We start from the raw sequence: 24,807 nt of genomic DNA, 5'->3' as shown, positions 1-24,807 counted from the left end.
ACGCGTCACCGGTCGGTGACGCCCTCGGGGTCCATCTCCGTCACCTCGGCTTCGAGCCACTCGCGGAACCACTTCACGCGTTTGAGACGCTGGTGGGCGATGCTCTCGGCGGTGTCCGACCGCACGCGCTCGGCGTGGTCGCGGCCGCGCTCGAGCACGCGGTCGACCATCTTTGCTGCGTCCATATGGGTGCGAGCCTCATAGCCCATCCGCAACAGCATCAGCGCGGCCCCGTTCGCGCCGACCTTGTCGAGCAGGTCCGCCTCCATCAGACATCGCGACTCCAACGAGACGTTCGAGAGGTCCCCCTGGTAGGAGTGGTCGACGATCGACTGGGCGACTTCGTCGATGAACGACTCGGGGTACTCGCCCCGGTTCCGGAGGTATTCGCGGGCGATCCGGGCACCCTCCTCGGCGTGGACGTCCTGATCGACCTCGAGTTTGGCCACGTCGTGAAACAGCGCCGCCACGCGAACGACGTCGAGGTCGGCGCCCTCCGCTCGGGCGATCTGCGTCGCGAGGTCGACGACGTTGAGAATGTGGTTGAACCGGTACTCCGCGGAGTGCCAGGGATACCACCGCATCCGGCCGCCGTCGTCCTCGCTTTCGACGCTGGCGGCGAGGTAGTCGTGGACGAACGCCGCCATCTCCTCGAACTCGTCGTCCGGAACCCGGGATTCCTTTATTTCAACGCCCACGGTCGGGCCCCCGGCGTCGGTTCGGAGATCGATCGCGAAATTCGGTATTCATTGTCCGAGACCATGGCCGTTTCGTTCTTAGGCGTTACGACAGCCCCGGATCTCGCGGCGATCGGCAGCGTCCGCCCCGAAGGGTCGCCGAAATCTTGCCCCGAAGCGCGTCACAGGTAGGCGGCGTCCCAGCGCGTGGGTTTGCGCCGGTTGCCGCAGTCGGCGCACTCGAGCCGGTCCATCGTGTCGACCGTGACGTCGAGTCCCTCACAGTTCCCACAGAGGTACCCGTACCGGTCCTCGTGGTCCGGATCGCGGTACGCCGCGAAGAACGGGCCCGTCGATCCACGCTCGCTGTCCTCGAAGTCGACGTACACCGTCTCGCCGTCAGCGTCGGTGTACGGTTCCGACTCGAGGGTCGGGTGGGTCTCGTCGAGTCGTTTCGTGTAGATCAGCTCGCGGAACGTCTCCCGGTCGATCGTGATCTCCTCGGTTCCGGTGTGGTCGTACCCCTCCTCCTCGTAAAACCGCGTCCCGGACTCGTTCGCCGCGAGCACCCGCCCCTCGATCCGGTCGACGTCCCGGTCCCGGAGCGTCTCCTCGACGCGGGCGAGCAGCCGGTGGCCGATCCCGGCACCGCGGTGATCGGGGTGCACGTGGAGCCAGTCGATCTCCCCGACACGCTCCCGGCGGTCGACCACGTAGCTCTCCGCGAACCCCACGACCTCGCCGTCGTCCACCGCGACCGGGAACACCGTTCGTCGTGAGTCGACGTCCGCGGCCAGCTCCGAGGGATCGTACCACTCGTCGATCGACCCCGAGAGGACCGACTCCGAGACCGCGTGGCCGTAGGAGTCGTCCATCGATGTGCGTGCGACCGACCGGATCGCCTCGACGTCGTTCGGCGTGGCCGCTCGAAGGTCCATACCGGTACGGTCCACGGCCAGTCACAAAAAGCCTCGCGCGCGAATCGCGTCCGGACGATCCGGACATATTCATCCGCTGCCGCACGAACCACGGGTATGACGCGTGAACCGGAGGTACTCGTGATCGGGGGTGGCGCGACCGGCGTGGGCGTCGCACGCGACCTCGCGCTGCGTGACGTGGACGTGGCCCTCATCGACCGGGACGGCCTCTGTGGCGGGACCACGGGACGATCCCACGGCCTGTTACACAGCGGCGCGCGCTACGCCGACACCGATCCCGAGGGGGCGGCGGAGTGTCTCGCGGAGAACCGGATCCTTCGCCGGATCGCCGGCGTCTGTGTCCGCGAGACCGGTGGCCTGTTCCTCGCCCTCGATGGCGACGACGACGCCTATTTCGACGCGAAACGGGACGCCTGTGACTCGGTCGGGATCCCGGTCGAAACCGTCGATCCCGCGACTGCACGTGATCGCGCACCCGGCTTGTCGGCAGACGTCGAACGCGCGATGTCGGTTCCGGACGCGGTCGTCTCCCCGTCTCGTCTGGTCGCGGCGACCGCCCTCGACGCGGACCGACACGGTGCCACGATCCACCCACACGCACCGCTCGAGTCGTTGACCGTCCGCGGCGAGCGAGTGACGGCCGCCCGTGTCGGCGGACGGCTCGACGACGTGTTTCGTCCCGACGTCGTCGTGAACGCGGCGGGTGCGTGGGCCGGCGAGGTCGCCGCGATGGCCGGCGTGACCGTCGCGATGCAGCCCACGCGCGGCGTGATGGTGTCCGTCGACAGCGAGGGGATCGGCCCCGTCTTGAACCGTTGTCGAAGCCCCGCTGATGGCGATATCGTGGTCCCACACCGGACCGAGGCGGTCCTCGGAACCACGAGCGTTCCCGTTCGTGACCCCGATGACTACGACACGCCCCGCGGGGAGATCGAGACGGTGATCGACGAGTGCGCCGCGATGGTGCCCGAACTCGCCGATCGCCCGATCGTCCGACACTGGTGGGGCGTTCGCCCGTTATACGCTCCCGACGAGGCTGACCGCGGCGGTCGCGGGATCTCGCGCGGGTTCACGCTCCTGGATCACGCCGACGACGGGGTGGACGGTTTCGTCACCGTCGTCGGGGGGAAGCTGACGACGTACCGACTGATGGCCGAATCGACTGCCGATCTCGTCAGTGACTGGCTCGGCGTGGATGCCTCCTGCCGTACCGCCGACCGGGAACTGCCCGCCGTCGACGATCCGAACCGCCTCGATCGTGCGGTCGCCACCTTCGACGGCGCGGGACCGGCCGACGTGGACCTCCTGGACGTGCCGGAGTAGGATCGGGGAATCGACGGCGATGGTGCTTACAGGAGCGGCGCCGACGATGGTGATGGGCGTGACGAGGACGTCCCGTCAGAACATCCAGACGATCAGGACGAAGTAGAACAGGAACAACGAGATGATCGTCAGTCGGATGAGGATGTTGACGCTGAAGACCAGCCCGTTGTAGTGGTTCTTGAGGAGATCGAGCGGCCGCGTGGTGCGGCTCGTCAGGCCGATCGTCGCCGGCGCAACGCTGGCGGCCGCGTTCTCGACGGCGCGCCGCATCGCCGTGACGTTCGAGCGCTTCATGTTCGCCAGGTCGTGAATGGAGGCATGCGTGTCCGTCGAGAACAGCAGGACGTGATCGAACTCCTCGCGGTACTCCTCCTCGAGGTCCCGCATATCCGCCGTGACGCCGTTGGTGTCGGTACCCAGCAGGAGCGTGCGCTCGCCGTCGACGACCTCGACCATCGCGAACAGGTCCTGATCGTCGAGATGCACGTCGAACCCTGCCTCGTACTCGTGTAACGGGGCCGCCTCCAGCGTCTCGAGGAAGTCGTCGAAGTGGCCTTTCAGCCGGTTCGCCTCGGCGGTTCCGTACTGGACCTCCTTCTCGGGGCCCTCCTGGATGTCGTGTTTGTGAAGGTCGACGAGGAGCACCGACGACTCCTCGACGTCCCGCATGAACACGCCGGTGTCGTAGTCGTCGATGTGCTCGGCGTGGAGGAACACGATCCGCTTCCCGTCGAACCGGCGGCCGAAGAACTCGATCTCCCCGTAATCCTCACTCACGAGCCGTGAGGCGCGGCTGACCTGCTCGGGATCGGCGACGGCATCGAGAACCTTCTCCGCGTCGTCGGGGTTCGCGAGGTCCTCCTTGTGCGTGCAGGGAACGTGCAGGAAGAAGCCCGTTCCCTCCGCATTCAGCTCGGAGATGACGGTGCCGCTGAGCTGTCCGCCTCCGAACCCGCCGAGCGGACCCGGATGGATCCACGGTGCCGCAAGCGTCAGCCGATCGCCGTTGTCGATCGACAGGGTCTGGACGTGGGGCTCGGACTCAAAGCCCAGATCGAGCGACTCGCGGTCGTTCCTGAGCAGCCCGGCCGTGAGCGTGAACGCCGAGACGTCGGTGTTGCTCTTGATCAGGTACTCCACCGCTAACAGGATGAGCACGACGAAGACGGCGGCGATGGCGACAGAGGCGAGGCTGAAGACGTGTCTGTACGTCTCGATCCCCAGCGCGCCGCCGACGAACAGGTAGAAGACGGCGATGAGTATGCCCGTCTGTGCGGAGGAGACCACGAGGATGCGCTTGTAGTACTCGATGCCCGTCGAGATCAACAGGACGAGGACGTTGTTGACGTGGAGCGTGATGAACGCCAGCCAGACGATGCTCCAGGCGTTTCCGGTGGTGTCAGCCCCCGAGAGGATGAGCCCGTAGACGAACAGGACAAACTGGTTGACCAACGCGAGGAAGTAGCTCCACGAGCGCGGATAGCGGGGCAACACCTGGTGAAACAGCTCCCCCGCGAACAGGAACGGGAGGAGGAACACGAGCGATCCCGCAACGAGCACGAGCGGGATGGTCAGACGGATCGGCGTGAAGACCGTGAAGGCCAGATGCATCCCGAAACTGTACACCAGGCTCAACACGACGAGCGCCGGGATCTGTGCCTTCAACGGCGGCAGACTGAACACCAACCGCTGGAAGACGTCGACGTTGTCCGCGCCCATCAGTCGATCCCCGCGTCGGTCATCCGCTCTCCGTCGGTCATCCGCTCTCCGTCGGTCATTGCTCGGTCCCCGCGTCGATCATCGGTCGGTCACTCCGTAGATCCGTTCGAGTTCGTCGATCATCGGTCGGTCACTCCGTAGATCCGTTCGAGTTCGTCGATCGTCTCGGTCACCGAGAACCGCTCGACCGCGCTTCGGGTGTCTCGATCGTGGCGCAGGCAGTCCTCGACGGCGCGTTTCATTTCCTCGAGATCACCGTACGCGAACCGCGCCCCGTTCGCCTTTCCGATCGTCTCATCGAACGGCGGGACGTCGGCCGCCGCAACCGGCGTGCCGCAGGCGTTCGCCTCGAGTGTCGACAGCCCGAGGGTGTCACACGTCGACGCCGTGAGGAAGACGTCGATCGACGAGTAGAACGTGGGAAGATCCTCGCGCGGGAGGAAGTCCTTGAAGGTCACGTTTTCGGGTGCGCGTCGCTCGAGCGACTCCCGCTCCGGTCCCTCACCGACGAGCACGAATCGATGCTCCGGCATCTCGGCCGCCAGCCGGAGTATCTCGTCGACGTTCTTCTTGACAGTTAGCCGCCCGCTGTAGCCGATGACCGGTTCCGGGTACGAGAACAGCCGGTCCGACTGTGGCCGGAAGGTGTCCATCTCGATGCCGACGGGGAGCCGTCGCGGCTCCACGTCCCGTCGGATCCGCGAGGTCGAGGCAGTCACACAGTCGAACGACCGGAGAAACCGGTTCTCGTAGGCCACGTAGAGTCTCGACGCGGCCGCGGCGATCGACTCGAACTTGAGGCCGCGTTCGAGGTAGTCCTCGACCGGCGTGTGGTGTGTATAGACCGATTTCACGCCCGTCTGCGTCGCGTATCGTCGGCCCATGATCCCCGTCGACGCCGGCCCGTGACAGTGGACGACGTCCAACTCCGGCAGCGTCGAGAGTCGGCGATAGGTCGGAAACCGATATTGCTTATAAAATGGATTCGGGAACGACCGGACCGGAAGCTCGTGGTCATCCGGCTCGTGGCTGCTTGCCGGATACACGACGTACACCTCGTGACCCCGATCCTCGAGACGCTCGCGCCAGGCCTGGATCGTGTACGTGACGCCGTCGATCCCGGGGAAGTAGCTGTCCGTGAAGAATCCGATTCTCATACCGTCCTCCGTTCGTTCCGATCGACGCGTGCGCCCGAGGCGAGCCTCACGAACCGGCCCTGCGGTGGGACGATCCGGCCCTGCAGGGTCACGATCCGGTCCTTCGGTATCACCGGCCGACGTCGGCGGTCGGGACGGCTACGCATCCAGGACCGCATCCACGAACTCGGGGGCACCGTTCTCGTAGTCGGGACTTTCATCGGATTCACAGAAGCGTTTCGCTTTCAGGACGGCGTCGGGCACCGAGGCGGCCCTGGCGATCCCCTCGTTGCCCTCGCGTTCGGCGCGCTCCGCGATCGCCTTCTGAAACGGGAGGAACGGGTAGATCACGCAGGGCGTTCCCGCGACGACCGTGTCCGCGATCGACGAGAAGCCGGTGCAGATCACGACGTCGGCTGCCTCCGTATACGGAGTCATCGTCGGCTTCGTCTCCCAGTCGTCATCCCCGACCGTTCTAACCGTGTAGCCGTCCGCCTCCAGTCGGGACCGTATCTCGTCGAAGCCCTCGCCGTGTGTTCCCGGATTGATGAGCACATCGTACTCGTCGATCTCGCCGGCGGATCCGAAATCGGAACCATCGTCGACGTCGTCTCCATCGCCACGGTCGCCCTCCTGGGCGAGCGGTCCGACCCGCGTGATTCCCGTCGGGTCCGGCTCGTCGGGCCACAGGGACGTCACGAGGATCCCCTCGCCGAACAGCAACGACGCCGCGTTGTAGATCCGCAGCGGGGTCCCCCAGACCGGGCCGAACAGATCCGGCGTGAGGTGGTCGATCCGGTAGAAATCGATCCCCTGGGCCGCCGCCGACAGGCCCGCGAAGACGTCGTCGGTCACCAGCACGTCCGGATCCTCCCGTTTGAGCCACTGGTGGATCTCCCGCGTCCGTTTCACTGCGGAGGGTGCGAGATCGAAGAGGGTGTGTTCAAGGAACGCCCGCGGCGTGCTCCCCTCGACCGAGACGGTCGTGAGGTCCGGCTGGTCGAAGCCGTTCATCTCCACGAACCGCGCGCCCTGTCCGCCGCCGGCGATCGACACGTCGATGCCGCGTGACTCGAACTCCTTGGCGACCGGGATGCTCCTGGCCGCGTGTCCGGCCCCGTCACACCAGTAGACGATCGCCACGCTCTCGACCATACCCCCCGTTGTTGCGTCCCCTATAAATCGGTCGTGGGTCCGCTCCGACGATCCGGGGTTCATTCGTCGGCTCCGGTCGAACCGGTCCACCGGCACCGGTTCGAACCGACGTACCTAACTGCCGGGCGGTCCGGGTAGCGGGTATGGAGGACACCGTTTCGGGGACGAAGAACGTCGTCTTTCTGGTTCTGGATTCCCTCCGGACGGACCGGGTGTCCGCGTACAACGCCGACGTCGAGTTCACCGACCACATCCAGCAGCTCGCCGACTCGTCGATCGTCTTCGAGAACGCGGTCACGCAAGCACCCTGGACGCTGCCATCGCACGCCTCAATGTTCACCGGGGAGTATCCCTGGGAGCACGGCACCACCCATGCGAAGAGCTACTTCGACGAGGACCGGGAGACGTTCGTCTCCGCCTTTCGGGATGCGGGGTACGACACAGCCGCGATAACGCCGAACGTCTGGATCACCCCCCACAAGGGGATGACGGAGGACTTTGACCACGTCGAGAACTTCCTGGGGACGGCTGACAACCGGTTGAGCGTTCGCCTCTCGAAGGCGTTTGCGAAGTTCTATCACGCCCTCGGTGAGACGCCGCGTCGGATCCTCGGGCGACAGATCGACCGCGTCTTCCGACTGTTCGACGTCGACGACTCCACGCAGTCGGAGGAGACCGTCGACGCCGTGACCGAGTATCTCGCGTCCCGCGAGGACGATGACCGGCCGTTCTTCCTGTACACCAACCTGATGGAGCCCCACGAGCCGTACCGGCCTCCGGATCGATACGCCGATCGGCACGGTGTGGCCCCGGACGCGACGATCCCCCACCGGCAAAAGGACGTCTTCACGATGGACGACATCGATTTCGACCAGCTCGAGCGCGTCTACGACGCCTCCGTCGACTACACCGACGACCTCGTGGGACGGATCGTCGCCGCGCTCGAGGACAACGGCCTCCGCGAGGACACCGTGGTGGTGCTGCTCTCGGACCACGGCCAGGCGCTCGGCGAGAACGGCGGCGAGTTCGGCCACCAGTTCACCGTCGCGGAACCGGTGATCAACACCGTCCTGTTCGTCTCCCATCCGGATCTGGCGGTGGACAGGGTCACGGACCCGATCGAGCTCCGGTCGCTCAGCCGACTCGTCCCGTATTACGCCGGTATCGCGCCCGAACCCACCCACGAGGACGTCTTCCCGAAAACGGTCCTTGGCGGGTGTGAGTATCCGCAGAACTTCACGGGCTACATTCCGACCGATCGGTGGGACGAGTATTACCGGAAACACCGCTACGCGAAACGTGACGGAGTGACGGTGGTCAAGTCGGTCACCGAGGACGGCGACGCCACCTACGAGGCGTACGACCACGAGGCGGACGAGTCGATCGCGGTCCCACCGGATCTCAAGGCCGCCGTCAACCGAACCGGCGACGTCGATGCGGACGCCGACGATGCCGACGGCGACCGTCCGGACGAGGGTAACCGACCGGTCGACGGCGCCGTCGAGGACCGGCTCGAACAGCTGGGCTATCGATGAACGTCCCGATCGCGGCCGGGCGGCGCGAGTGGATCTGGTTCATCGTGACCGGCGTGCTGTTGGCCGCCCTTCTCGCGCTCGCGGACGTCGGGGAGGTACTGTCGGCGCTCGTGCGGGCGAATCCGTCCCACTTCGCGGTCGCGCTCGCCATCGGGTTCTCGTCGCTGCTGTTGTGGGCGTGGGTCTGGCACCGCTTTTTCGGACACATGGGGATGGATCCGACGCCGACGGACACGGTCTCCCTGTTTCTCACCGGCCACTTCCTGAACTCGATCACTCCGCTCGGCCAGTTCGGAGGGGAACCGATTATGGCCTACGTCGTCTCGGACGCCCTCGAGACGGACTACGAGAAGGCGCTTGCGGCCGTGGTTTCCGCGGACATCCTGAACGCCGCGCCCTTCTTCACGTTCACGCTCGGCGGGCTGTGGTATCTCCTCGTCGTAGGATCGCTGACCGGGTTTCTCCGATCCGTCGGGGCGGTTGCCGTCGCGCTCCTGGTGATCGGCGGCGCTGTGACGTACCTGCTGTGGTCCGACGACGGACGCCTCGGCGACCTCGCGGTGGGGACGGTGAACGCGATCGAGCGGCGAACCGACCGGGCGGAGGGCGTGTTTCAGTCCCTCCGTGACCGCATCAAGCGGATCGAGGGGCATTTCCAAACCGCGGGCAGTGGTCGGTCCTTTCTGCTCACCACCGCCGTCGGCTCACACCTCGCGATCCTGGCGCAGATCGTCTCGTTGTACTTCGTGTTCCGGTCGCTCGGGATCGATCCCGACTTCGTCTCGTTGTACTTCATTGTGAACCTCTCGGTCATCGCGACGGTCTCCCCGACGCCCGGCGGGTCCGGAACCTACGAGGTGGCGTTTTCGGGGCTCGTGACGCTTTTCTACCCCGTCGGGCTGGCAACGGCCGTGACCGCCGCAGTACTCTTCCGGTTGACGACCTACTGGCCGGGATTGCTTGCGGGATACGCGTCGCTGTTCGTGGTGAAGGGCCGAACCGACGATGGGGACGTCGGCCCGCAGGAGTGATCGGCGATCGCCCGGCAGCTCCGGAGCCAACGGCTTGCCCCGACTACTCGGCGGTCGTCTGCGTCTTCCCGGCAACCGTCACCGGCAGCTCCGCGCCGAGGATCACCGACTGCGTGACGCTGCCGAACAGCGCCTTTCCGGCCGGTGAGCGCTTCCGGCCGCCCAGATAAATGGCGTCGGCCTGCTCCTCCGCAGCGGCCTCGAGGATCGTGTCGGCGGGGTCACCGCTTGCCTCGAGCACTTGGTTGTCGATCCCAGCCTCCTCGAGGATCCCCTGGACCGCCCGGACGCTGCCGACCTGCGTCGCCGAGGCGCCGGCGGGGTTGTCGACGAAACAGTGGAAGACGGACACGAACACGTCCGTGCTCGCGCTCGGGAGCGACGTGATCGTCTCGGCGATCCGGGTGCTTCGCCCCTCGTCCTCGTCCACGGCAAGTAGTACGTGGTACATACCCGCCGATACGGTCGGAGGGGTTTTGGTGTTTCCCCTCCGGCCGGACGCACCCCGTCCGTACGAGATGGCGTCGACGACGTCGATGGTCGAAGCGACACGAAGTCGAGAGAAACGGGCTGCGCGAGCGTCTGAAACCTCGCTGCGTCGATATGCGTTACGTGATGGAGTAGGTCGCCGCGGCCATCAGCAGGAGGGCGAACGCCAGCGCGACGGCCATCAGGTAAGTCAGCGATCGGTTCTCCCACTTGAGGTGTTGGTAGTAGCCGACGATGAGCGCCCCCTTCAGCGCGGCGGCCCCCATCGTGCCGGCGAACGCCTGCTCGTAGGTAAAGAACTGGTCGAACTCGAAGAAGACGAACTTCGAGGTCGCCAACCCCACGAGCGCGACGTACACCAGCGCGTAGAGCTTGATCGAATCCGACGCCATTGTTCACGCGAAAGCTGGGAGTGCGGCCTCTTAGGTCTATCCATCCGCGTCGTCGGGACCTCGCCATCGTTTCCACAGATAGTACCCGACGAACGGACCGACGACCCAGAACGAGACGCCGACGAGCGTCCAGAAGATCCCGCTGAGAAACCGTGGGTCAGTAAGCACGTCCGTGACCATACGGGTACTCGCCCGTCGAGACATAAATATTCGCGCAAACGACTCATCATCGACGGCGTATTCCGGTTTTCCGAGACGACGTGTTCGAATTTCCGAACCGCAAAAACGAGGCGTGAACCTCAGAAGAGGTAGAACAGCGGGAAGAGGATGACCCAGACGATGTCGACGAAGTGCCAGTAGAGGCCGAAGTACTCGACCGGTCGGGAGTCCTCCTGGTAGGCGCCGTTCCACGCCCGCACGAGCAGGAAGCCGGCGATCAGCAGGCCGATCACGACGTGGATCCCGTGGAGCCCCGTCGTGACGTAGTAGATCGTCGCCTGTACCGGGTCACCGTGGGAGTTCTGGGTGAGCGTAACGCCGACGTCGTAGATCTCGTGATGCCATTCCCAGAGCTTGATCGACAGGAAGGTGAACCCGAGCAGCATCGTCGCGACCAGGTTGGCGATCAGACCGGCCCGGCTCTTGCGCCGGGCGTACACGAGCGCGAGGATGACCGTGAACGAGGACGTCAACAGTACGAAGGTGTTGATGAGCCCCGGCAGGGAGTCCGTCAGCGGCTCCCAGGTGTACCAGCCCGCAGCCACGCGAATGAAGACCGCGGCGGAGATGAACGCCCCGAAGACGATCACGTCGGAGGCCAGGAAGAACCACATCCCGAGTTTTACCTTTTCGACGCCTTCGAAGGGCCACCGCTCGGCGATCTCCATCGGCGGTGCATAGAAGTCCTCGAGGCCCCACTTCACGGCCGTCCAGATCAGGCCGACGAGACCGATGGCGGTGAAGATCGGGTACACCGGATTGCTCACCGTGATTCCGGTCCCCGCCAGCGTCTCCGCGGTCGTGATGTCGAACGACGAGGCGACTCCGGACAGCCCGAAGAAGAAGATCCCCGTGGCCAACGAGAGCGCAAACGGCCAGATGCTGGCGTGACTCGCGTGTTTATCCCAGTAGGGGTAGCTCTCGATGTGGTCCTCACCGTGGCCGCCGTCGGTCGCCGCGGCCGGTCCGTCGTGATCGTCATCGGGCGTGGTGAGCGCCTCGGAGACGAACTCGAGCTTTCCGGAGGCGTAGGAGGGGCGTCCGCCCCAATTCTCGAGCGGCGGCGGCGAGGGAACCGCCCATTCGGCGGTCCGGGTGTACTCCCACGGGTTGTCGGGAGCGTCGGGCCCGGACACGTAGGACTTCGCGAAGTTGTAGAACATGATGAAGAACGACAGCCCGAGGACGAACGCACCGATCGTCCCGAACCGGTGCATGCTCTGGAAGGCCGGGTCGTAATCGAAGACGCGCCGCGGCGTCTCCCAGGCGAGGAACATGGAGAAATACACCGCGTTGAACCCGATGAAGAAGACGACGAAGTGAACCTTCCCGAGGAACTCGTCGTACATCTTCCCACTCATCTTCGGGAACCAGTAGTAGGCGCCGCCGAACAGCGCCGTCGCGCCGCCGAACATCACGTAGTGGAAGTGGGCGACGACCCAGTAGGTGCCGCGGAACTCGTAGTCGAGGACGATCGCACCCAGGAAGACGCCGGTGATGCCGCCGAGGATGAACAACAACAGCGCGCCGAAGGCGAACAGGAACGGCGTCGTGAACCTGATCCGTCCCTTGATGAGCGTGTAGATGAGCGAGAAGACGACGAGGTCGAACGGGAGCGATATCCCGATCGACGTCGCCATCATCAGCGTCTTGACCTCCAGATTGATCGTGGTGAGGAACATGTGGTGGGTCCACACCAGGAACGACTGGATCGAGATGAGACAGATCGCGATGATGACCCACTTCCGCCCGACGAGCCGGTTGCCGGAGAACGACTGGAACAGCTCGAGCATTACACCCAGCGCCGGGAAGAAGACGATGTACACCTCCGGATGGCCGAAGAACCAGAAGAGGTGTCCCCACAATAGCGCGCCACCCTCGGTCGCGGAGAAGTAGATGCTTCCGAGGATGCGGTCGGACAACAGGATGAGCGCGACCGCCAGCAGCGCCGCGAACGCGAACAGCATCATGTAGACCGTCGCGAGCATGGACCAGGTGAAAAGCGGCATATCCATCAGGCCCATCCCTTCAGCACGCGAGTGGTGGATCGTCGTCAGGAAGTTCACCGTCGACGCCGTGATCCCGATGACGAACATCGCCAACGCGAGGATCGCGCCCGTGGACCCCAGACTCGGCGTATACATCGGCACGTTCAGCGGGGCGTACATCGTCCAGCCCGTACTGAGGGTTCCGCCCTGGAAGTAGCTGATTCCCATCAGTATCCCGGAAAGGGCGAACATCCAATAGGACAGCGCGTTCAGCCGCGGGAACGCGAGATCGTCGGCGCCGATCTGTAGCGGGACGAAGTAGTTTGCGAACCCGAACCCGAACGGCGAGAGGAACCAGAAGACCATGATGAGGCCGTGCGTGGTGACCGCCTCATTGTAGGCGATCCCTGAGAGGACCTGGGCGCCGGGCTCCCACATCTGGAGTCGGATAAGCAACGCGAGCATCCCCCCCATGATCAGGAAGAACAGCGCCGTGACCGTGTACAGGATCCCGACGTCCTTGTGGTTCGTCGTCACCAGCCAGCGGCGGACTGAGGTCTTCGGCGGTAGTTCGGACATTATGCCTCACCCTCCGCGGTGGCGTTGCCGGTTGCGGTGGCGTTCCCGGATGCGGCACCGGAGTCGTTCTCCTCCTCAAGCGCCGCGGCCTGTTCGTCGTACCAATCGTTGAACTCGGTGTCGTCCATAACCACGATCTCACCGTTCATATAGGAATGACCGGACCCGCACAGCTCGAAGCATTCGATCTCGTAGGTCTGCTCCTCGCCGGCGTCGAGGCCACCCTCAGTGGTAAACCACGTTTCGGAGTATTGGCCCGGGATCGAGTCGGACTTGATCCGTAAATCGGGGACTCCGAAGGTGTGCCAAACGTCCCGTGATGTCACCCGTAATTCGATCGCCGAATCCTCCGGGACGTACAGCGTGTTCTGGGTGGTGACGCCGTTGGGGTACTGGAACTCCCAGCCGAACTGGTACCCAACGACCTCGACTTCCATATCCGCAGACTCGACGCCCGGGGCCTCCGGCCCTTCCTCGACGACCAACAGCAGGCCGTACGCGTAGACGACGAGGCTGATGACCACGATGGCACTGAGCCCGAACGACAGGAAGAGTTTCTTGGCTTTCGGACCACCCTTTCCGGTCGGCAGCTCGCCGAGAACGGGCGGATCGAAGCTCTCTTTCGGTTCACTTCCGTCGTCCCGGTATTTGTATGCGTTCCAGAGCATATACGAGACGACAATGATCCCGATGAGCGTCCCGAGCCCGAGGAAGACGGAGAAGATCTCGTTGAAGATCTCGGCCTGCGCCCGGAGACCATCGGTCTGTTGCAGTAATACTGACGCTATCATGTTCTTTTCTCGGCCCTTGCCTGTGAGTTGGTGATGCCGCACTTATCTCTTTTGTAGCGCGGTCGTCAGCGGGTTGCCGTTCGGATGACGATCAAGGGTTGCCGTTCGGATGACGATCAAGGGTTGCCGTTCGGATGACGATCAAGGGTTGCCGTTCGGATGACGATCGGGGATTCTCCGTCGTGACACGACCGGGCGGGCCCGATCATATACGAAGGCTATTTGTATACACGACCGGACCGTCAGTACAACGAGGACACACAGACAGTTATGGTCTCATTAACGCTTTTGAGCACGGTACTGATGGGGTTGCTCGTGATCGCCACCTTCATCGCTGTCGGTCGGGTCGGCCGCAAGCGGGAGTTTGCCGAAGACGACGGCGACGGCGACCGGTACGATCGAGCCGTCTCCCGGCTCCGAGCGATCGCTCACTCGCCGGCGGTCTGGACCGTGACGTTCATCGCCTTCGCGGTCGGGCTCGGGCTATTGACCGTGCTTGCGGTCGGGAGCTTCGGGCTTCCGGAGGGGCTTCCCGGGACCATTCTGAACGTCGTCTACGGTCTCGTCGGCCTCCTCATCGCCGGGTTCGTGTTCCTCGGCGCGTACGCGGCGACACGCGAGCGCGGCCTCGGCAACGCTCAAGGCGTCGCGGCCGGGTCGATCGCGCTCGGGATGGTCCTGATGCTCGTCATCGCCATCCAGCTCGTCGTCGGCTTCGCCGGCTGATCGGTCTCGATCGCCGGTTCACGTGCACCGGTCCATCCCGTCACAGCCGGTCACGCGACCGGGATGCCGGACCGGCCGAGAAACTCGCTGACCGACTTTATCTCCACCGGGCTCCCGATGATCCGGCACTGTCCATCCGATTCGACGATCGTTACGGTGAACTCCGCCTCCAGACGGTCCCGGATCCCATCGAGCAACCGACAGGGGAGGACGATCTGGGTGCTGTCTCTGAGGCGAGCCGGATCCGGCATTCGACACTCGCATCCTCTCACAGGCCCTAAATAACCGTGACGAAACTGGCGAGTACCGGCGCCGTCGGGGACGTCGGATTCGGTTCCGGCCCGTCGCCGTCACCAGTGCCGCCGAGGCGGCCGATCCGCCACTCCACGAACGCCGACGCGTCCCGCCCACCGAAGGAACAGGTTTAACGAACTGAGCGGCTGAGTTGCCCCTGATGGGACTGGAAGAGGAGATCGAGGACCTCCGCGAGGAGATCGCCGAGACGCCCTACAACAAGTCCACCGAGGCCCATATCGGTCGTCTCAAGGCGAAGCTCGCGGAGAAGAAGGAGAAGCTGGAAAACCAGTCCTCCGCCGGCGGCGGTCACGGCTATGCCGTCGAAAAGCACGGCGATGCCACCGTCGCACTCGTCGGGTTCCCCAGCGTTGGGAAGTCCACGCTGATCAACGCCCTCACCAACGCCGACAGCGAGGTCGGCTCCTACGAGTTCACCACCCTCGACGTCAACCCCGGAATGCTCCAGTACCGGGGTGCACAGATCCAGATCCTCGACGTCCCCGGACTGATCGAGGGCGCCGCGGGCGGGCGCGGCGGCGGCAAGGAGGTGCTGTCGGTCGTCCGGACCGCGGATCTGGTCGTGTTTCTGCTCTCGGTGTTCGAGATCGAACAGTACGACCGGCTCCGCGAGGAGTTGTACGACACGAACATCCGACTCGACACCGAGCCGCCCAACATCAACGTTCGCAAGACGCACAAGGACGGCATCCAGGTGACCACGAGCGACGAGGTGAGCCTCGAGGAGGAGACGATCAAGCAGGTCCTTCGCGAGTACGGGTACGTCAACGCGCAGGTGACGATCCCACACGACCTCACCATCGACGAGCTCGTCGACGGCGTGATGGACAACCGCGTGTATCTTCCCTCGATGGTCGCCGTCAACAAGGCGGACCTGATCGACGCCGACTACCTCCCGACGGTCGAGCGGGAGCTTCGGGATCGGGACCTCGATCCCGAGGAGGTCGTGTTCATCTCCGCCGAGGAGGATCGTGGCCTCGATGGCTTTACCGACCGCGTCTGGGAGGAACTCGGCCTGATCCGGATCTATATGGACAAACCGGGCCGCGGCGTCGATTACGAGGAACCGCTAGTCCTCTTCGAGGGGGATACCGTCGGCGACGCCTGCGAAAAGATCGGCGGCGAGTTCGACGACCGCTTCAAGTTCGCCCGCGTCTCCGGACCGAGCGCGAAACACGACGAACAGCAGGTCGGTCGGGACCACGAACTCGCCGACGAGGACGAACTCCGGATCGTCGCCCGGAAGTGACGCCGTGACTGACGCGTCCGCCGACCGTTCCGATCCCCGTTCCGACGCCCCCGGCCGCTCCGTCGACCGCGCCGATCGGCCGCGCCCTCGGTCCGATGGACCGAACGCCACGTCCGCCGGATCGGAGCCGAGAGCTCGCCGACGAGCGCTCCTCGTGATCGTCGGCTTACTCGTCGTTCCCGTCACCATCATCGTCGACGGCGCGACGTATACCGTCGTCTCGCTCTGGGGTCTTGTCACCATTGCTCCCGGCGCCGGCGGCGATCTCGCCGTCAGCGGCTACCCGATCTGGCGATACGTTCTCGCCCATCCGCTTCCGTTCGGGGCGCTTCCGTCGTCGATCCAAGCGTGGCCGGTCGCGCTCCTGTTCCACCTGCTTGCCGCCGGAAGCGCTGCGGCCGGCGTCGTCGTGGATCGGGAAGATCCCCGTGTTACCGGCGGCTTGCTCGTGCTTGCCGGGGTCGCCAGCCTCTCGGTGGCGATCGGGCTCGGGTCCCGATACGGCCTCGCCGGACCCACCGTCTCCACCCTGGTCGTCCCGATTGCGACCATCTGTGCGTGGGCGTGTGCGGCCGTCCTGTACGGACCGTCGCTTCGAGGACTTCTCGATCGGTGACCTCTCGACCGATGAGCCGGATGCCGCTGAGAACCATCGCCGACGAACCGCCGCCGACGAACCGCCGTCGGGAACCGATGGCCGTTCCACAAGCGTTAACGATCAATCGGTGCGTCCGCTCTCACTCCCGCCGTCGCTTCCGGCCTCGTTTCCCGGCCGATAGCCCCGGCTGATCGACTTCCAGGTTCCGGAATCGAACCGCCAGTAGTTGATCGCGGCTGGGACGCCCGTCTCCGCGAGGAACCCGAGGTAGACGCCCCACAGACCGAGCGGCGTCGTCGCCCCGACGTACGCAAGCGGGATCGAGACGCAGAACATCCCGAGAAACTGGCTGAGGAACGGCACGGTCGTGTCGCCGCTCGCGTCAAGCGGCCCTGCGGCGCCACCGGCCACGCCCTGAAACACGATCGCGACGCAGGCGGCGTACACGAGCGTGACCGCGATCGGGATCGCGGGATCGCCGGGGTCGTCGACGAACAGACCGACGATCGGCTCGGCGAAGGCCGCGACGAGGACGGCCGAGACGAGATACGTCGCCACTGCGAACCGGATGATGTCCCGTCCGTATCGTTCGGCGGCGTCCTCCGCGCCGGTTCCGAGCTCCTGGCCGACCAGACTCGAGGCAGCCAACCCGAATCCCCAGCCGGGCGTGTTCATGATCCCCCAGATCCGCCTGGCGATGACGAACGCGGCGACGACGTCGCGGCCGAAGACGTCGAGGATCCCGAGCATCGGGAACTCGGCGGCCGTCCACACGAGGTTACGCGCGCCGACCGGCGCGCCGATGGAGACGAGATCAGCGATGGTCTCCGGGTCTGCGTACGCGCCGATCGGCGAGATACGCACCGGAAATGCGCCGATCCCGGGCAATCCGCCGCGGACGAGCCCGACCGCGAAGGCCGTCGCGACCACGACGTTCGAGAGCACCGTCCCGATCGCCGCGCCGATGACGCCGAGGTCGAGACCGAAGATGAGGACGGCGTTGATGAGGACGTTCGCGATCGCGCCGCCGGCACGGAGCTGCATCGCCGTGTATGCGTCGTCGCTCCCCACGAGAACGCGACTGCCGACGAGGTTGAGCGCGGCGAAGGGGATCCCGAGCCCGACGATCCGGAGATACCGCGCACCGAGTTCGATCGCCCGGGCGTCACTCGACAGGAGTCCGATCAGGTCCGTCGGAATGAGCCAGAAGGTCGCCGCGACCGGGAGCGTGACGACGACCACGAGGAGGACGCTGCCGCGGACGGCCTGCCCGAGGTCCTCGTGGGCGTCGGCCCCGTAGCGCTGGGAGACGAGCGCGATCGTCCCGCCGGCGATCCCGCCACCGATCGCGAACGCGAGCCCCCAGAAGGGGCCGGCGAACCCGACGCCCGCGATCGCGGCGGAGCCGACCGCGATGCCGACCATCGCGACGTCGACCGCGTTCTTCGACATCCGGGCGATCCCCGTCACCACGCGTGGCCACGCGAGCTCGGTCGTCCGCGCCGCCCGATCGCGATCGATGAGGCCGAGACGGGCGAGCGCGAGCCCGATCCACAGGATCAGGAGCCGGACCGGATTCGGGGGACGGAACACGGGAGACATCACCCCTTCCCCGGTGACACCTAAGGCGTTTCGGCCGCCGGCAGGCGTCTCCGGGAGCTGCCGACATCGCCCGCGATCCGGATCGGTGGCGGGACCGACCAACGGCCGGGAGGGCCGAGGACGGTACGTTTTTCCACGTCTTCACCCAATATCGATCCGGATGAATCCCCTACTCGATCACGTGATGATCCGCGTCGAGAACCTCGAGGAGAGCCTCGAGTGGTACCAGTCCAACTTCGGCTACGAGGAGAAAGGTCGCTGGGAGGCCGACACGTTCACGAACGTCTATCTCGGTCCGGAGGACGTCCACGCGGACGGCGCGCTCCTGGAGCTCACCTACAACCACGACGACCGGTCCTACGAGATGGGCGACGCCTGGGGCCACATCGCGGTTCGTGTGCCGGAGGACGGCCTGCAGGACGCCTACGACGAGTTGCTGGCCAACGGCGTCGACGACTACCGCGATCCCGAATCCTGCAACAACCGGTACGCGTTTGTGACGGACCCCGACGGCCACGAGATCGAGATCGTGAAACGCGACCACGGCGCGAAGTGGAGCCTCGACCACACGATGATCCGCGTCGAGGACGCCGACGAGGCGATCGGCTTCTGGACCCGCAAGTTCGAGTACGAGCCCGCGGGCCGCTGGGAGGCCGACACGTTCGCGAACTACTTCATGGAGCCCGCAGACGCCGCCGAGGAGGCGATGTCCGTCGAGCTCACCTACAACTACGACGGTCGCACCTACGAGATGGGCGACGCCTGGGGCCACCTCTGTGTCCGGACCGACGACCTCGAGAGCGACTGGGAGACGCTGATGGAGCGCGGCGCCGCCGACGATCGCGATCCCGAATCCTGCAACAACCGGTACGCGTTCACCACCGATCAGGACGGCCACGAGATCGAGATCCTGAACCGAGAGTAGCGGCTCTCTCGCACCCGACATCGCCGTCCCGATCGACGCCGGATCGCGGACATTCACGCACGAATACATTTTTGAGTGACATTCGACGACGCTTCGACGGCTACCTTTTTGCAAATACAGACGTTGTGAATATATACTTTATTAAGTAACTAATAGAATTAATTGAACTCTATCGAGTGAAGTGATATACCGTTGGGGAAGCCGAAATGGTGAGCGGCCCCTCGATCGCGTATACCGTGTTCCGGTGTGGGTTCGTCCCCTATGACAAGAGAGCCGTTTCCGACACGATCGATGCTTCGTACCGTTTTCCTCGTCGCGCTCGTCGGTACTGCGGGTGTGGTTCCAGGTGGGTTAATTGGAAAAACAACTGCTATTGATAGTTCCAATAGTACCGTTGAGGCCTATTCAGATGATATAAATACCCAATCTCAGCACGAAGTCACTGTTGAATTTGACAAGTCATCTCAGACAAATAATATGAGTGATCTAGTTATAGATTACAGTCAAGAGATCGAGGACCCAGTTTTCGGGGATTCTTTTGACCATTCCGATGTTACTGTTTACTATGAAGGAACAATGTCCAAATATGATGTATATAATGAAGTTATATTCTCTAAGAAGGTTGACTTCGACACTATTGAAACGCAGGATAATCGACTTTTATTGAATTTTAGCCAACCACTTGAAATTCGAGAAGATGGGATTTTAATTGTCTATCTGAATGATGGTGGTGATTATACTAATCGTTCAACCGCTGGTAATCAGGTATTGAATCCTGCTTCGTCGGGACATTATGCTACCGACGTACTCATACAGACCGGATCTGAATCGCTTAGTAATGCGACAGCGGGTCAAGATGAAATAAGTCTAGATCTAGATATAAAGGATAGAACTGTTCACGAGACAACATCCAAAGATCTTGATTTATCGAACTCATCAGAGTCAACAGTCGTCTCTAAGACAGGAGAATCAACTACCAAAGCAACCATTGGAATCGATACTGATGGTGATGAATACTTTGATCAAACACATATAAATAACTCAGTTAAGAACAATACTGTTGAATTTTCGTACGGAATTTCGGACGAGGATATCACACTTGGAGAAAAAGTAGGCGACTATGCCATCGGTGTTTCTGGTGAATCTGGAATCTCTGTCGGGGATCCCACTACAAATGTAGATACTTCCACGTCGATCAACATTTCTGGTTCAGATATTAGTACAGATTTGCCAGAATCAATCTATGCAAATAAGGAATATACAAACTATAGCATTAACCTCACCAACACGGGCGGATCGACGTACACCGACACGATCGAACTGCTGGTCAACGGGACGGTCGTCGAGACGCAGTCGGTGACGGTCGACTCCGGATCGACGGCGATCACGACGCTCACACACGGCCTCGAGAACGCGTCGACCGGCGACGTCCGATCAGTCACGGTACGCGGTGATCACGACCGTACGACCGGGACGGTCACGATCGTCGAGCCGCCGCAGTATTCGGTTACGCTCGATCCGACCGATTACACCTATGAGCGGAGTGAGTCGGGATCGGTATCGATCGCGGGGACGGTGACGAACGTCGGGGAGACCGATGGCTCGGACCCGTTCGACGTGACCGTCGACGTCGGGTCGGGAACGGTCACTCGAACCGTCACCGGACTCGAGGGCCTCGCCGTCGGTGATTCGCGGTCCGTCTCGGTCTCGTTCGACGACGAGACGCTGGCCGCGCTTCCCGACGGAACGCATCCGATCGTCGCCACCGAATCGCTCACCGGTGATTCGGCGACCGGATCGATCACGCTGTCGACGCCGACGATCGAGACGGCGACGCCCGCGCCATCTCCGACACCAACGCCGACCCCCTCGCCGACTCCCACACCGACGCCGACACCAACACCAACGCCGACGCCAACGCCGACGCCAACGCCAACACCAACGCCGACCCCCTCGCCGACTCCCACACCGACGCCGACGCCAACGCCAACACCAACGCCGACGCCAACGCCGTCACCGATCCACGTACCGACAACTCCATCGATACCGGAGACGGAAACACCGGAATCCGTATCCACTAAAACGCCCGTCTCGTCACCGGAGACCATACCTTCTGACGGAGGGAAACCTACGAGGACCCCTCGTGGCGGATATACCGGTGGTGGCGCCGCGGGTCACGACACCCGGCCAGCTGACGGCCGTAGCGGTGAGAACGGGTCGGCTCCTATACACGATCCGGTTCGACCTAATTCGGTATCACTTGCCAACACCACCATCGATGCCACCGCCGGTAGCGTCGTCGAGCTCTCGGTCTCGGCGGGCGGCGAAACGACGGACTCGGCGTCCGGTGCCACGCTCGTGATCGGGAACGGGACGGCTGGTTACGAGGCGACGGTCCGGATCACGGACTTCGGGGCGACATCCTCGGTTACGCTGCACGTCAACACCTATACCGCGGGGACGACGGCCGGCCCCGTCGTGAAGCTGGCACCGGCGTCGATCGACGCCGGGGCGACGATCGACTTCGATCCGCGAACCGACCAATCACTCCGCTCCGGCGGCCTGGGTGCCGGCGAGTACCCGATCGCGGCCTCCGGTGCATCGGCCCCCGATCCGGCCGCAGTCACGGCCGACGCCGACGGCGTGCTCACGCTGACGCCCACGAGCGAGGGATCCGCTTCGAGTTGGACCACGACCGCCGGGACGGCCCGATCGATACTCGCGGCCGAGACGCCGGCAACGGCGCTTTCGACCGCCGTCGAACGGGGAGCAGTCACTCGAACCGACGCCGTCGCGGCCGGCGACGTGGCCGTCTTCAGGGTCGAGTCTGCCGGCGTGTCGGGTCCCCTGGCGCTGACGAACCGACGGCGTCCGGACGCCGGACCACGTGACCGGTTCGGTCTGCTCACGGGCCGTGACGGAGCGACCGACACGCCGGACGCCGAGCCGGCATTCGATACGCCCCCGATCGCGGTGACGGCGACTGAACGGTCCCAACGAGCCGAACGAAACGGCCAGATCGAACACGGCGACGCAACCGCGTCGCGGGCGATCGATGTAGGCGCGAGCACGCTCGGAATCGTGCCCGACCGGGGCGGCGATGGAGTCGCACTGTTCGTCGAGACCGACACGCTTCGGTTCACGAACGGCTCTGCGGTCGATCCGAGCCTCGCGCCGGCGCTCGAACTCGGGATCAGTACCGCCGAGTCGCCCTCGTCGGAGTCGGGTGGGGGCACCGGTGACGCCGACGACGCCGGTGACGCCGACGATCCTGGATCCGATCTGCCCGCCAGCATCGAGCCCGTCGCCACCGGACGCACGCCGGCTATCGGATCGATGCAGGGGCCGGTCGTCGCCGTGGACCGATCGCCCGTCACCGGGCCGGGATCCATCGTCACCGTGGATCGCTCCCCGATCGGCGGGTCCGTCGCGGGTGTGGGCCAGGCTGGAGCGATCGGCTGGCCGCCAACGCGATCGCGTGACCCTGGACCGTCACCCGACGCCATCGGTATGCAGTCGGTCGCGGTGGATGGGAGCGCCGATACGGAGGGTAAAGCGATGGATACCGATACCGCGGTGGAAACCCACGAGGAGGCGGACGTGACGACCGGGGTCACCGTCGTCGAGCGCGACGCGACGTTCACGGCCGATCCCTATGACGCACACGCCGCCCCGGACCAGTCGTTCACGGGCACGACGACCCTCGCGCCCGGGACCGAGTTCACGGTTCGGCTTCAGTCGACCGACGAACCAGCACCCGAGCTCCGGGCCGTGGACGAGGGCGTTCGCGTCCGTGAGGACGGTACCTGGACGTCGACGCTCGACCTCACGGCCGGCTCCGTCGGCGACCGATACCGCGTGTCGATCCACGACGCCGACCTCTCTCCTCGTCCGACCGTGGGTGGACGGATACGTGCGCTTGAGACGCCCGATCCGGCGGCGACCGTGACTCCCGATGACGCCACCGTCGACGGCGACACGACTCCCGCAGGCGGAGCCGATGGCGCGACCGATAGCCCGCCAACGGCCGGCGATCGCGGCACCGGGCCTGGCGGGGCGAGCGACGATGGTGGACCGGGCGGTGCGGTCGGTGACGTCGTCGAGACGGTCGGCGAAACGGTCATCGAGACGGTCGGCAGCTCGGTCAGTGGTGACCTGGTCGATCTGATCGGGGACATCGACGTTGGTGCATCTATCGAGTCGATCCTGGCGACGCTCCGATCCGGATCGATCGGGGTGATCCTCGGCGCACTCGGCACGGTTCGTAACCGGATCGCCATCGATGCGATCGCCTCCGCGATCAGCGTCGCGCTGTTCGCCTTCGCGACGTACCGGCGCGTTCGCTAGGCGTCGTCGATCGGTTCCCGATCGTCCCCAACGGCAAGGGCTTTACCCGGCGATCCCGTTTTCGGTGGTGTATGATCGCCGCGATCGGCCAGTCGGCGCTCTCGATGCTGCCCGATACGTTCACGTTCGCGTGGGTCGTCGCCGTCCTGTTCGCGATCGGTGCCCTCCTCGACCGCCGTGGGCACTCGCTCGGGCGACCGTTCGCGGCGGGCACGTGGGTGTTGTTCGGGATCTTCTGGCTCACGATGGTGCCCTATTTCGCCCTCGAACACCAGAGCTACGTCGAGAGTATCCTGTCGCTCGTCGCCGTTCCGGCGTGTACCTACGCCGGCTATCTGCTCCATCGTGGCCGCGGATCCCTGTTCGTGTTGACTCGCGCGGTCGCGGCGATGCTGTTCATCTATCTCCCATTCGAGACGGTCCCCGCGGTGACCGTCGGCGGGATCACCCTTCCGGAACCCAAGCGGGTGTTCATCGAGATCGTGGCGGCCCAGACGGCTGCGGCGATGGACCTCCTCGGGTACGCGCCGACGATGGTCGAGAGCTCGGAGGGCTTTCTGGCAACCTTCCGGTGGGTCTACGGCCCCGAAGAGCAGATCATTCTCGTCTCAGTCGTACTCGCGTGTACCGGAATCGGGAGCATGGCGATCTTCGGCGGGCTCATCGCGGCCGTCGACGCCCCGATCTCGCGGAAGCTCCGCGGACTCGCGGTCTCGATTCCCCTCATCTACGTGTTGAACATCGCCCGGACGACGTTCATCACGATCGTCACCGGCAACCAGTATATGCACTGGCAGCCCGAACTCGTGATGGCGATGTTCGGCGCCAGCGACCCCTACCGCGTGTCCTTTTTCGTCTCCGACCGGATCCTCAGCCAGCTGCTCGCCGTCGTCGCGCTCGTCGGGATCACCTACCTCGTCGCTCGCCAGCTACCGGAGCTCGTCGTCGTTCTCGAGGACGTCCTCTACGTGTTGACCGGCGAGGAGCACGACCTGCTTGCGGCACTCGATCTCCCGCGGGAACCGACGAACGTCGATCGGTAGCCACCACCGACCGGACCCTCTGCCGCCTCC

21 protein-coding genes are annotated in these 24,807 nt (G+C 64.4%); 9 read left to right on the top strand and 12 right to left on the bottom strand.

From position 1 onward, the window contains the following. Positions 1-5: 5 nt before the first annotated feature. Positions 6-698 carry an HD domain-containing protein gene (locus BLW38_RS02770; RefSeq protein ID WP_177167405.1) on the bottom strand — a complete coding sequence of 231 codons (693 nt, stop codon included), beginning with the start codon at positions 696-698 and terminating at the stop codon, positions 6-8. A 161-nt stretch (positions 699-859) separates the two neighbouring features. Next, complete coding sequence (locus BLW38_RS02765) at positions 860-1,615, bottom strand: GNAT family N-acetyltransferase (RefSeq protein WP_092813951.1); 756 nt, start codon at positions 1,613-1,615, stop codon at positions 860-862. Positions 1,616-1,711: 96 nt separating this feature from the next. Here BLW38_RS02765 and BLW38_RS02760 point away from each other — a divergent pair, with 96 nt between their 5' ends. Further along, positions 1,712-2,938 (top strand): FAD-dependent oxidoreductase, encoded by a 1,227-nt coding sequence (locus BLW38_RS02760; protein WP_092813948.1) that lies wholly within the window; start codon positions 1,712-1,714, stop codon positions 2,936-2,938. 75 nt (positions 2,939-3,013) lie between these two features. Here BLW38_RS02760 and BLW38_RS02755 read toward each other — a convergent pair whose 3' ends face one another. The 3 genes from BLW38_RS02755 to BLW38_RS02745 form a co-directional block, all read right to left on the bottom strand. Beyond that, positions 3,014-4,657 carry a DUF2070 family protein gene (locus BLW38_RS02755; RefSeq protein WP_092813944.1) on the bottom strand — a complete coding sequence of 548 codons (1,644 nt, stop codon included), beginning with the start codon at positions 4,655-4,657 and terminating at the stop codon, positions 3,014-3,016. Positions 4,658-4,776: 119 nt separating this feature from the next. Beyond that, complete coding sequence (locus BLW38_RS02750; protein ID WP_092813941.1) at positions 4,777-5,814, bottom strand: glycosyltransferase; 1,038 nt, start codon at positions 5,812-5,814, stop codon at positions 4,777-4,779. A gap of 138 nt (positions 5,815-5,952) precedes the next feature. Next, positions 5,953-6,948, bottom strand: a complete 996-nt coding sequence (locus BLW38_RS02745; RefSeq protein WP_092813937.1) for a glycosyltransferase — start codon at positions 6,946-6,948, stop codon at positions 5,953-5,955. A gap of 143 nt (positions 6,949-7,091) precedes the next feature. Here BLW38_RS02745 and BLW38_RS02740 point away from each other — a divergent pair, with 143 nt between their 5' ends. Continuing rightward, the gene (locus BLW38_RS02740) at positions 7,092-8,483 is read left to right on the top strand and encodes a sulfatase (protein ID WP_092813934.1); all 1,392 of its coding nucleotides are present in this window, start codon (positions 7,092-7,094) and stop codon (positions 8,481-8,483) included. Continuing rightward, a complete protein-coding gene (locus tag BLW38_RS02735) occupies positions 8,480-9,514 on the top strand; it encodes a lysylphosphatidylglycerol synthase transmembrane domain-containing protein (protein ID WP_092813931.1) in 1,035 nt (344 codons plus the stop codon). The genes BLW38_RS02740 and BLW38_RS02735 overlap by 4 nt, the downstream gene beginning before the upstream one ends. Positions 9,515-9,557: 43 nt before the next feature. Here the strand turns inward: BLW38_RS02735 and BLW38_RS02730 are convergent, their stop codons facing one another. The 5 genes from BLW38_RS02730 to coxB all read right to left on the bottom strand — a co-directional run bounded on the left by BLW38_RS02730 (position 9,558) and on the right by coxB (position 13,972). Next, on the bottom strand, positions 9,558-9,965 hold the full coding sequence (locus tag BLW38_RS02730; RefSeq protein WP_092813928.1) for a universal stress protein: 408 nt from the start codon (positions 9,963-9,965) through the stop codon (positions 9,558-9,560). A 157-nt stretch (positions 9,966-10,122) separates the two neighbouring features. Further along, a complete protein-coding gene (locus tag BLW38_RS02725) occupies positions 10,123-10,395 on the bottom strand; it encodes a cytochrome C oxidase subunit IV family protein (protein ID WP_021074466.1) in 273 nt (90 codons plus the stop codon). 36 nt (positions 10,396-10,431) lie between these two features. After that, positions 10,432-10,575: a hypothetical protein gene (locus BLW38_RS16125; RefSeq protein ID WP_177167404.1), complete on the bottom strand. Its 144-nt coding sequence runs from the start codon at positions 10,573-10,575 to the stop codon at positions 10,432-10,434. Between the two features lie 119 nt (positions 10,576-10,694). Next, positions 10,695-13,181 carry a cbb3-type cytochrome c oxidase subunit I gene (locus BLW38_RS02720; protein ID WP_092813925.1) on the bottom strand — a complete coding sequence of 829 codons (2,487 nt, stop codon included), beginning with the start codon at positions 13,179-13,181 and terminating at the stop codon, positions 10,695-10,697. Further along, positions 13,181-13,972 (bottom strand): cytochrome c oxidase subunit II, encoded by a 792-nt coding sequence (gene coxB / locus BLW38_RS02715; RefSeq protein WP_092813922.1) that lies wholly within the window; start codon positions 13,970-13,972, stop codon positions 13,181-13,183. The genes BLW38_RS02720 and coxB overlap by 1 nt, the downstream gene beginning before the upstream one ends. A gap of 270 nt (positions 13,973-14,242) precedes the next feature. Here coxB and BLW38_RS02710 point away from each other — a divergent pair, with 270 nt between their 5' ends. Next, positions 14,243-14,698: a hypothetical protein gene (locus BLW38_RS02710; protein WP_092813918.1), complete on the top strand. Its 456-nt coding sequence runs from the start codon at positions 14,243-14,245 to the stop codon at positions 14,696-14,698. Between the two features lie 50 nt (positions 14,699-14,748). Here BLW38_RS02710 and BLW38_RS02705 read toward each other — a convergent pair whose 3' ends face one another. Beyond that, entirely contained in the window at positions 14,749-14,949 is a 201-nt protein-coding gene (locus tag BLW38_RS02705; protein WP_092813915.1) for a VNG_1110C family protein, read from the bottom strand. Between the two features lie 203 nt (positions 14,950-15,152). On the opposite strand from BLW38_RS02705, the gene BLW38_RS02700 reads away from it, so the two are divergent. Both BLW38_RS02700 and BLW38_RS02695 read left to right on the top strand, forming a co-directional pair. Further along, complete coding sequence (locus BLW38_RS02700) at positions 15,153-16,262, top strand: OBG GTPase family GTP-binding protein (protein WP_092813912.1); 1,110 nt, start codon at positions 15,153-15,155, stop codon at positions 16,260-16,262. 4 nt (positions 16,263-16,266) lie between these two features. Then, positions 16,267-16,878 (top strand): TIGR04206 family protein, encoded by a 612-nt coding sequence (locus BLW38_RS02695; RefSeq protein ID WP_092813908.1) that lies wholly within the window; start codon positions 16,267-16,269, stop codon positions 16,876-16,878. Between the two features lie 102 nt (positions 16,879-16,980). Here the strand turns inward: BLW38_RS02695 and BLW38_RS02690 are convergent, their stop codons facing one another. Next, entirely contained in the window at positions 16,981-18,453 is a 1,473-nt protein-coding gene (locus tag BLW38_RS02690) for an MATE family efflux transporter (RefSeq protein WP_092815543.1), read from the bottom strand. Positions 18,454-18,622: 169 nt separating this feature from the next. Between BLW38_RS02690 and BLW38_RS02685 the strand changes: the two genes are divergently transcribed. The 3 genes from BLW38_RS02685 to artA all read left to right on the top strand — a co-directional run bounded on the left by BLW38_RS02685 (position 18,623) and on the right by artA (position 24,777). Then, positions 18,623-19,387 carry a VOC family protein gene (locus tag BLW38_RS02685; protein WP_092813905.1) on the top strand — a complete coding sequence of 255 codons (765 nt, stop codon included), beginning with the start codon at positions 18,623-18,625 and terminating at the stop codon, positions 19,385-19,387. Positions 19,388-20,614: 1,227 nt separating this feature from the next. Beyond that, positions 20,615-23,734: a BGTF surface domain-containing protein gene (locus tag BLW38_RS16410; RefSeq protein ID WP_218143020.1), complete on the top strand. Its 3,120-nt coding sequence runs from the start codon at positions 20,615-20,617 to the stop codon at positions 23,732-23,734. A 71-nt stretch (positions 23,735-23,805) separates the two neighbouring features. Further along, a complete protein-coding gene (gene artA, locus BLW38_RS02675; RefSeq protein ID WP_092813902.1) occupies positions 23,806-24,777 on the top strand; it encodes an archaeosortase A in 972 nt (323 codons plus the stop codon). Positions 24,778-24,807: the final 30 nt, after the last annotated feature.

This window comes from Halopenitus malekzadehii, from assembly GCF_900108505.1.
GTDB classification, from domain to species: domain Archaea; phylum Halobacteriota; class Halobacteria; order Halobacteriales; family Haloferacaceae; genus Halopenitus; species Halopenitus malekzadehii.
Note: the sequence above shows the minus strand (reverse complement) of the source record. Positions and strands in the feature narration are given on the sequence as shown.

Bases quoted from the DNA above. Each gene is read 5' to 3' on its own strand.
- BLW38_RS02750 (WP_092813941.1), bottom strand. From the start codon at position 5,814: ATGAGAATCGGATTCTTCACGGACAGCTACTTCCCCGGGATCGACGGC.
- BLW38_RS02765 (WP_092813951.1), bottom strand. From the start codon at position 1,615: ATGGACCTTCGAGCGGCCACGCCGAACGACGTCGAGGCGATCCGGTCG.
- artA (WP_092813902.1), top strand. From the start codon at position 23,806: ATGATCGCCGCGATCGGCCAGTCGGCGCTCTCGATGCTGCCCGATACG.
- BLW38_RS16125 (WP_177167404.1), bottom strand. From the start codon at position 10,575: ATGGTCACGGACGTGCTTACTGACCCACGGTTTCTCAGCGGGATCTTC.
- BLW38_RS02745 (WP_092813937.1), bottom strand. From the start codon at position 6,948: ATGGTCGAGAGCGTGGCGATCGTCTACTGGTGTGACGGGGCCGGACAC.
- BLW38_RS02725 (WP_021074466.1), bottom strand. From the start codon at position 10,395: ATGGCGTCGGATTCGATCAAGCTCTACGCGCTGGTGTACGTCGCGCTC.
- BLW38_RS02760 (WP_092813948.1), top strand. From the start codon at position 1,712: ATGACGCGTGAACCGGAGGTACTCGTGATCGGGGGTGGCGCGACCGGC.
- BLW38_RS02755 (WP_092813944.1), bottom strand. From the start codon at position 4,657: ATGGGCGCGGACAACGTCGACGTCTTCCAGCGGTTGGTGTTCAGTCTG.
- BLW38_RS02705 (WP_092813915.1), bottom strand. From the start codon at position 14,949: ATGCCGGATCCGGCTCGCCTCAGAGACAGCACCCAGATCGTCCTCCCC.
- coxB (WP_092813922.1), bottom strand. From the start codon at position 13,972: ATGATAGCGTCAGTATTACTGCAACAGACCGATGGTCTCCGGGCGCAG.
- BLW38_RS02685 (WP_092813905.1), top strand. From the start codon at position 18,623: ATGAATCCCCTACTCGATCACGTGATGATCCGCGTCGAGAACCTCGAG.
- BLW38_RS02735 (WP_092813931.1), top strand. From the start codon at position 8,480: ATGAACGTCCCGATCGCGGCCGGGCGGCGCGAGTGGATCTGGTTCATC.
- BLW38_RS02740 (WP_092813934.1), top strand. From the start codon at position 7,092: ATGGAGGACACCGTTTCGGGGACGAAGAACGTCGTCTTTCTGGTTCTG.
- BLW38_RS02730 (WP_092813928.1), bottom strand. From the start codon at position 9,965: ATGTACCACGTACTACTTGCCGTGGACGAGGACGAGGGGCGAAGCACC.
- BLW38_RS02700 (WP_092813912.1), top strand. From the start codon at position 15,153: ATGGGACTGGAAGAGGAGATCGAGGACCTCCGCGAGGAGATCGCCGAG.
- BLW38_RS02710 (WP_092813918.1), top strand. From the start codon at position 14,243: ATGGTCTCATTAACGCTTTTGAGCACGGTACTGATGGGGTTGCTCGTG.
- BLW38_RS02720 (WP_092813925.1), bottom strand. From the start codon at position 13,181: ATGTCCGAACTACCGCCGAAGACCTCAGTCCGCCGCTGGCTGGTGACG.